Source organism: Bacillus cereus (genome assembly GCF_015071065.1).
In the GTDB taxonomy this organism is placed as follows: Bacteria; Bacillota; Bacilli; order Bacillales; family Bacillaceae_G; genus Bacillus_A; species Bacillus_A cereus_BA.
In genome coordinates this window covers 1-7,877 of the sequence record NZ_VOVA01000047.1, presented here as the reverse complement: position 1 = coordinate 7,877, position 7,877 = coordinate 1, and the positions used below count along the sequence as shown (strand labels likewise).

The following is a 7,877-nucleotide window of genomic DNA, read 5'->3' as shown; positions in this document are numbered from 1 at the left end:
AATTTACTTTAAATTATTAAAATTAATCAACCAATACTTGAAAAATTAGTTCTAATTCCTTAGTAAAATGTTTATATAAATCACTTTGCATAATACTGTTATATAGAAACTCATTATTATGAATTTTTGAAGCAGATAGTGCTAAGATAAGGGATTTTTTTGCACTATGTAACTGATTTAATTTTATTTCTGCAACCCCTTTCTGATAATATAATTGCGCTAAATAATATGTAGTAGAAAGGCGCCTAGTCCATTCAATGCCCTCGTTTGCTATTTTTAATGCTTTTTTATATTCTTTCTCAATGAAATAGCATTTTGATAAGTTATAAAATATTTTACTATGCATCTCTGAATGTAAATTACTTGATAAATTTGAAAGTTGAAAATGACATTTCTCAAGCAATTTCTTTCCACACTGGAGTTTTTTTGTGTGTATTTTTAGTATTGCTAATGCATTTGTAATGAGCACACTTATTGGAGTAACTTTTAAATATGGATTCCCATGAGCTTGTTTATAAGCAAACTCAAAATTTTTTTCGGCCTCATCTATATTAGTATTTACATGATAATTACAAATACCTAAGTAATAATAATGAAATTGATAGTCGTAATCATGGGTATAACTATTTAATAAATAGTTATTTTGTATTTTTATCAAAGCTTCTTGATATTTTTGTTCTCTAACTAGGTTTTCTACTTGTTTTCGATAAATTATTTTTTTCTGAATTTCATCAACAGAATCCATAAATAACTGTTCTATCCAAACCCCTAACTTATTGCATAAATGAAATAAAACTTGGGCATTTGGCATTTCTAAATTATTTTCAATTTTACTCAAGAATGCTTGAGAACAAATATCTCTTGCTAGTTCTTTCTGTGTCATATGGCAGTGTAAACGCATTTGTTTTAATTTGTCCCCTAGTTGCATAAATTCCTCCTTTTATAGTGGCGAGCGTATATTCTTAGTATTACGGATAAATTATGAAATTTAGTAACAATTGGACGAAATGAATTCCTTTTGGTTGAAATCATTTATTCGGTTCTGGTGCAAAAATTTCAAAATAGCTGTAAGCAATCTCTAAATCTTGGACATACTGATACTACTACTCTAAAAAAGGGGTATGATCAGTATGGAAAATCAAAATGTATTCAAGTGGAAACATTATCAGCCTGACATTATTTTATTAATGGTGAGATGGTACCTACGGTACAACCTGAGTTTTCGTGATTTGGTGGAAATGATGGAGGAACGTGGATTATCCGTCGCTCACACAACCATTATGCGTTGGGTTCATCAATATGGACCAGAATTAGATGAAAGAATAAGGCGTCATCTTAAGCCAACAAATGACTCGTGGAGAGTCGATGAAACGTATATCAAAGTAAAAGGTCAATGGATTTATTTGTATCGTGCAGTGGATTCCGAAGGAAACACGATTGATTTTTATCTTAGTGAAACAAGAGACAAAAAGGCTGCAAAACGCTTCTTCAAGAAAGCTTTGCGGTCTTTTCATGTTTCTAAACCTCGCGTCATTACGGTGGATAAGAATCCGGCTTATCCACTGGCGATACAAGAATTAAAAGAGGAGAAACGTATGCCTAAAGGCATACAGATACGGCAATGTAAATATCTCAACAATATCGTGGAACAGGACCATCGTTTTATAAAGAAGAGGGTCCGTCCCATGTTAGGGTTGAAATCATTTCGTACAGCAACCTTGATTTTGAGAGGTATCGAAGCCATGCATATGATGAAAAAAAGGCAACTTCACAAAAGGGTGAAATCTGCCCAAAATGAGGTTGAAGTCATTCATAAGTTATTTGGATTAGCCGCCTAATCTCAAAGTTAACAGGAGATTACTGTTCTATATTCCTATTAAGCTAATTTCGCACCAGAACCTCTTTGATTGTCTATCTATTTCATTAAAAACCGTGTATATTAACGACTCGTTAAACTTTTTGATTTATATAAATTTAAATACTCTTGAATTGCCGAAAAATGAACATAGGTCTTTCCATACTCTTTTTCCATATAATTCATTACATCAGATATTTTGGCTACTGCATATATTACTACACCATAAGTTTTTGATGCCTCTTCTAAAGCTGAAAGTTGGGAATCTACTGCTCTTTCCTCCCTATCAAGTGCAACCAGAAATGCAGATAATTCTCCACCTTCCCTCTCAATAATTTCTTTTGTTTCTTTAATTGTTTTTCCCGATGTAATAACATCGTCTACTGCAAGTACTTTCTTTCCCCTTAAAGATGTTCCTACAATATTCCCACCTTCTCCGTGATCTTTCGCTTCTTTACGATTAAATGCATAATTAACTCGTAACCCATTTTTATAAAATAAGGCCATAGAAGCAGATAGTGAGATTGGGATTCCTTTATATGCAGGGCCAAAAATAACATCAAATTCAATGTTATTTTCTATAATACTAGAAGCATAGGATTCTCCCAATATAGCTAATTTAGCTGAATCATCAAATGAACCAAAATTGAAAAAATAAGGACTATTACGTCCTGATTTTAACTTAAAGTTCCCAAATTTAATAATTCCTTCTTCAAAAATGAACTGTATAAATTGATCTTTATTAGTATTCATTCTGCTATTTCCCCCTTTTAATTAATAGAAGATATACACATGAATTTGTGAATATAGCAATCCCCTTCATATTCCTGTTTACAAATTATCTACTGCAATTCTATAACAAATATAGACCTCATACTTAATTGTTACACTTGATAAACTAATGTTTTGCTTTCTAAATTGTCTGGGTTTATAAATTCCTTAGCATCTATTCTTTGTTGAAGTTGTTCTTTCTCTAATAATATTATTCCTTTTTGTTCCAACCAAACATCATCATAAATTTGATCCAAATAATTTATCCCTGTATCTGGAATGATAGCAACCGCAGCCTTCGTATTATTATTTTTAAGCCATGCCAACGCAGAAACAACTGATAATCCTCCAGAACCACCTATCATAATTCCATATTCCTTGGCTAATATACGACAAGTTGAAATCGCTTCTTGATCATTTGCTATACAAACTTGATCTATAACTTCTAAATTTGTATTTTGTCCTCTCCAGCTTAATCCAACTCCATTAATTAAATACGGATTAAATTGATTTTGGAACACAGCAGAGCCCTGTACATCACAAGCAATAACATTAATTTCAGGCTTAAATTGTTTAACAAATTTACCCACTCCGCACAAGTGTCCACCTGTACTTACCGCACCAACAACGGAGTCAATAGGTAAATCGATAATCTCTTTACCTGTGGTTTCAGCATGGAAATTTGGATTATCAGGATTATCATATTGATTTGTCCAATATGCATTAGGATATTGCTTTATAAGTTCTTTTACACGTTGAATTCTCGCTTTTTGAAAACCACCATTTTCATCTGGGTTTTCTACCATTTCAACCCTAGCACCATATGCGTTATACCATTTTAATAAAGTAGAACTAATCTTTGGATCCACTACAATGATTACCTGAAATCCATAAACGGCTCCCAACATAGCTAAAGATTTACCTAAATTTCCTGAAGTTGATTCTATTAAAATATCACCTTTTTGAATTTTTTTATTTTTTATAGCTGCTTTCACTAATCCAAGAGCTGTTCGATCTTTCACACTAAAATTAGGATTAAAATAATCTAGTTTTAAATATAACTTTTTGCCATGAGGCACCAAATCACTTTTAAAATCCACAACAGGTGTATTTCCTATACATTCCGTAATATTATTATAAATCATACATTTATCACTCCACGATTTTAATATGCCCCTCAGTACGAGTTAGAATTTTGTTTCCACCGGAAGAAATTAAGACCGGGTCTTCTACGTGTAATGCTCCTAGTCCAAACTCATAATATGGTGTTTCCACAGATAAGACCATTCCTTCTTCAATCACATCTTCGTTATTTGGAGCAAGTATAGGAAGTTCATATGGTTCCAATCCTATACCATGCCCTACGTGATGTCTTCTGTATCCTTCGAAACCAGCTTTATGTACTGCCTCCATCGTTAAATTAAAAACATCAGAGCCCTTCATACCAGGATGAATTTCTTGCATAGCTACACATTGTCCTTTATATAGTGCATTAAATTTCTCATATTCTGGTTTCATGTATTTATATGATAAAACCCGAGCTATATCTGCCCAATATCCGTCACAAACAATGTCACAGTCAAACCAAATTAAGTCTCCTGGCATCAATTTAATATCCTTACTTTGTCTACGCTGTCCACCAACAGCATGTCTTCCAACTTTAATCATTGGTAAAACGGGTAATGCACCTTTTTTAGCAATAGAACAATTAAAAATATTCGCTATTTCATACTCGCTCATACCCTCAAATAAATTAGTAGCTACATCATCGATTGCATTTTCTATACATCTTGCTGAGTAAGCCAACGCTTGAACTTCATGATCTGTTTTTATTGATCTAACATGCCTTAAAATATTAGATGCAGGAATGACATCACTTTTTTTAAAATAACTACTAATAGTGTCCATATGATATGGTTGCATACCATCCTCATCTATACCTACTTTGCAGTGTTCAATATCTAAATCTCTTAAAAGTGCAATAAGCGCTTCTATTCCATTAGAGTGACTCGCATCCACATTAGATAATACTTTAAGACGCCCTTCCTCTTCAGAAAGAAGAACATCATTTTGATGTTCTCTATAGAAAATTCCATAAGTATATACTTTGCCTACCTGCACCCGTGCATCTAATACTTGATCGATTTCTCCAACGGAATGTACAATATGTACAATTTCAGGATTATCTATTGTAATAATTACATAACATTGTCCAAAATAAGGATTTAATGTTTTTACAACTGGTTGAAACCCAGTAAAATAACGAATATTTTCCTTTGTAGAAGCAATAATTGCATCTAACCCATTTTGTTTCATCTTATTAACTAAACGTTCTATATTATAAATCAATGTAATTGTTCACCTCGATAGTCATAGTTAATCCCAGTGTTTTGTTAGTTCTAGCACTGCTGGAGCTAATAAATTTTTCTCTTTATAGTTAATCCAAGTCACTTCACTAATCTCTGCTTGAGGTTGAATTTCTCCTTCCCAATCTGCAGAAAAACATACAAGATCAACTAATCCTTCTTCGTTATAAGCTGGTCCTGTGATCGTATATAAATATTGAATACTCCCTTGAATTAATTTAATATTTAACTCTTCAAACAGTTCTCTCTCTAATGTTTCACTTGCCGTTTCGTTTTGTTCAATTTTCCCACCTGGTAGATACCAATGTTTATTGTTTCGTACTCTCACCAATAATAAATTATTCTTTTCTTTTTTAACGAGACATGCACACTTTATCAGTTTCACTATTTAATATCCTTTCCACCATGTTGTACATTTCGCTTTTTTCATAGGATAGATAATGACCAGCAGCTATACGCATTGGATCACCAGCATGATAGTACTCATATACTAATTGACGCTGTCCAAAAGCATCTCCTGAAGCGTCCCATGCTAAGTTAAGTAACATTGTTCTTTCTTTTGCATCAAATTCACCTGTTGAAAGAGCAGTCATTAAGTACTCTCCATTCTCATTGGAAAAATCATCATGATGAGGTGTCGCAAGCATAGAACCAGCAGCTAGAGATTGGATGCATTTCACCATTTTTTCATACATTTTTGGGAAGTTATATCGAATAGCTTGGATCGCATTAATACTTGGTGTAATTACTCCCTCATTACTCATATATGCGTCTTGTTCACTTAACACGATACTTGCTTTTAACAATTCCACATAGGATGTTAATTCTCCTAACTTTTCCTGAATATTTATAAATTGATTCAGTTTTAACATTTCAGCTAGTTTAATAGCAATGCCTGTTAAAAGTTCAGCCTTTGCCAATCCTCTTACAATTCCTTGATGACCTGTATGGTGCCTTGCAAAAGTCTTATCATAAAACTGATTAGATTTTTCTACATCTCTAAAAATTAGAACTCTATCCCAAGGGATAAATACTTCATCTAATAATAAATAAGCATCTATTTCATCAAATTGATTTGTTAGTGGATGATCAAATTTATCGTAGCCTTCTTTCACCAAAGGCTTTCTGCAGATTACTTTTAAACCTGGAGCATTCACAGGTACAGTAAATGCTACTGCATAGTCTTCATCCCCCGCCTTAAGACCAGGCATATTAAAAATTAAGAGTTCGTCTGCAATTGGAGCCAATGTAACAATCATTTTTGCACCTTTAACCACAATCCCTGATGCATCATGACGTACAACATGCACACCTGCAAAATCATGTTTTTGTGCGCCTAATGGTTTTGAACGGTCAATCTGAGGGTTAATTGAACCATGGGCTATAAATAAATTATTTGCTTTTACATGCTTATAATACTCTTCTGCATTTTGAGTATAATTTGCATATTCACCACTTCCAAAAAAGCTAGCATGGGCTGATAATGTAGCTACTGCTGCATTAATAAAATCTGGTGTTCTACCAAGCATCCCATAAGAAATATCAGCGATTTCTTTGTAAGCCTTTCTTTTTCTTTCTAAATCTTTAATGGTTCTTGGAATTAGCAAACTAATTGAACATCGCTGATCATCCTGATCCACAAAACTATGCTCTTCTGGTTTTTCATTTTGCAAGTTATAATACTGTTCTACACAATGAATTGCACCAGAAAACGCTGAATGTTTTGATACATCTTTAACTAATTCTCCATTTAAATATACTTTTCGATTATCATTAATTCTTTCCTTATACGTCATTTTCTGTATACCCCCAAAAAATTTGATTATTCAGTTTGTTTTTCTCGAAAACTAATTAATATTTTTTAAATCTCACATAAATAGATTGGGTCTGTATATAACCGAATAGACCCTCCCCATAGTTTTAACAACTCTTTCCAATCTTCTTCTACATAATCCTCACGAATTATGAAGCTTAAGGGAATATTTAAATTTAAAAAACGCCCACAATTTATTGTAAACTTTGTAACTCCAGCTGGAAGTAAGATCCCTTCATCTACAACTTGAGCTATTTGTTGTAAGCTTAAAGATGGATAATGAATAACTATTCCATCTTCTTTTAATTCATCATTGGAAATACGTTGAAATTTATATTTATCTGTATATACATTTACAATTTGTTTCCATGTATGCACCATAGAAAACAAATCTGATGGATCAGTTAACTTGGAATAAACATACTGTTTAATACCATCAATTGTAACGATTGCTAAATAATCATTTTCCTGATTAGGAGTATCGCTCCAATACAAGTTATTATTTTTCTTGAGATCTGCAATCAAATTTTTGTCATTGGGAATATAGTGCGCCCACGAATCAATAGATATCAATTCTGATTCCACTACTTGTACAACCATTCTTTTGCAGTTTAACTCTTGTAGGGATGATGTTCTATGAGCCCCATCAAGTATTAAGTACTTTTCTTTACTTATCTGTAAAGCGATAGGTGGATTTTTTAATTTTTGCTCATCCTTAATTCTTTTACAAATAGATTTTAATCTTTCTGATTCATATTCTTCGTGTAAGAATATTCGTTCGATTGGCACTACCCTTAATGCAGATAACACAGACTTTCCTCCTTAACCTCTAAATTATACCTCTCATAAAAAACCGAAAATTCAAATTTTATAATCTGTACTTAAAAAATACAATTCGTATACTCTATTATGATCGGTTAATTCCTAATAATAAAAAGAATATAATAGTCTAATAATTTGCAAACTTAGAACGATTAATAATATATCAAATAAAAAACAACTTTTCAATAATATATGGTAAAAATTATTATTTTTTTACAAAAAAGTAATAGTCTGACATCAATCCTCTGAT

8 protein-coding genes are annotated in these 7,877 nt (G+C 32.4%); 1 reads left to right on the top strand and 7 read right to left on the bottom strand.

All coding sequences use genetic code 11. The features are described from left to right. Positions 1-22: 22 nt before the first annotated feature. A complete protein-coding gene (locus FT637_RS29040) occupies positions 23-928 on the bottom strand; it encodes a helix-turn-helix domain-containing protein (RefSeq protein ID WP_193649187.1) in 906 nt (301 codons plus the stop codon). Positions 929-1,130: 202 nt separating this feature from the next. Here FT637_RS29040 and FT637_RS29035 point away from each other — a divergent pair, with 202 nt between their 5' ends. Next, entirely contained in the window at positions 1,131-1,838 is a 708-nt protein-coding gene (locus FT637_RS29035; RefSeq protein WP_193649186.1) for an IS6 family transposase, read from the top strand. 101 nt (positions 1,839-1,939) lie between these two features. Here FT637_RS29035 and pyrE read toward each other — a convergent pair whose 3' ends face one another. The 6 genes from pyrE to FT637_RS29005 all read right to left on the bottom strand — a co-directional run bounded on the left by pyrE (position 1,940) and on the right by FT637_RS29005 (position 7,615). After that, on the bottom strand, positions 1,940-2,608 hold the full coding sequence (gene pyrE / locus FT637_RS29030; RefSeq protein WP_193649185.1) for an orotate phosphoribosyltransferase: 669 nt from the start codon (positions 2,606-2,608) through the stop codon (positions 1,940-1,942). Between the two features lie 131 nt (positions 2,609-2,739). Continuing rightward, positions 2,740-3,771: a pyridoxal-phosphate dependent enzyme gene (locus FT637_RS29025; RefSeq protein ID WP_193649184.1), complete on the bottom strand. Its 1,032-nt coding sequence runs from the start codon at positions 3,769-3,771 to the stop codon at positions 2,740-2,742. Between the two features lie 7 nt (positions 3,772-3,778). Then, positions 3,779-4,975 (bottom strand): M24 family metallopeptidase, encoded by a 1,197-nt coding sequence (locus tag FT637_RS29020; protein ID WP_193649183.1) that lies wholly within the window; start codon positions 4,973-4,975, stop codon positions 3,779-3,781. A 27-nt stretch (positions 4,976-5,002) separates the two neighbouring features. Beyond that, positions 5,003-5,320, bottom strand: a complete 318-nt coding sequence (locus FT637_RS29015) for an NUDIX domain-containing protein (RefSeq protein ID WP_319805980.1) — start codon at positions 5,318-5,320, stop codon at positions 5,003-5,005. Between the two features lie 25 nt (positions 5,321-5,345). Continuing rightward, positions 5,346-6,788, bottom strand: coding sequence for a 4-hydroxyphenylacetate 3-hydroxylase family protein (locus tag FT637_RS29010; protein WP_193649181.1), 1,443 nt, complete (start codon positions 6,786-6,788; stop codon positions 5,346-5,348). A gap of 65 nt (positions 6,789-6,853) precedes the next feature. Next, a complete protein-coding gene (locus tag FT637_RS29005; RefSeq protein ID WP_193649180.1) occupies positions 6,854-7,615 on the bottom strand; it encodes a ParB N-terminal domain-containing protein in 762 nt (253 codons plus the stop codon). Positions 7,616-7,877: the final 262 nt, after the last annotated feature.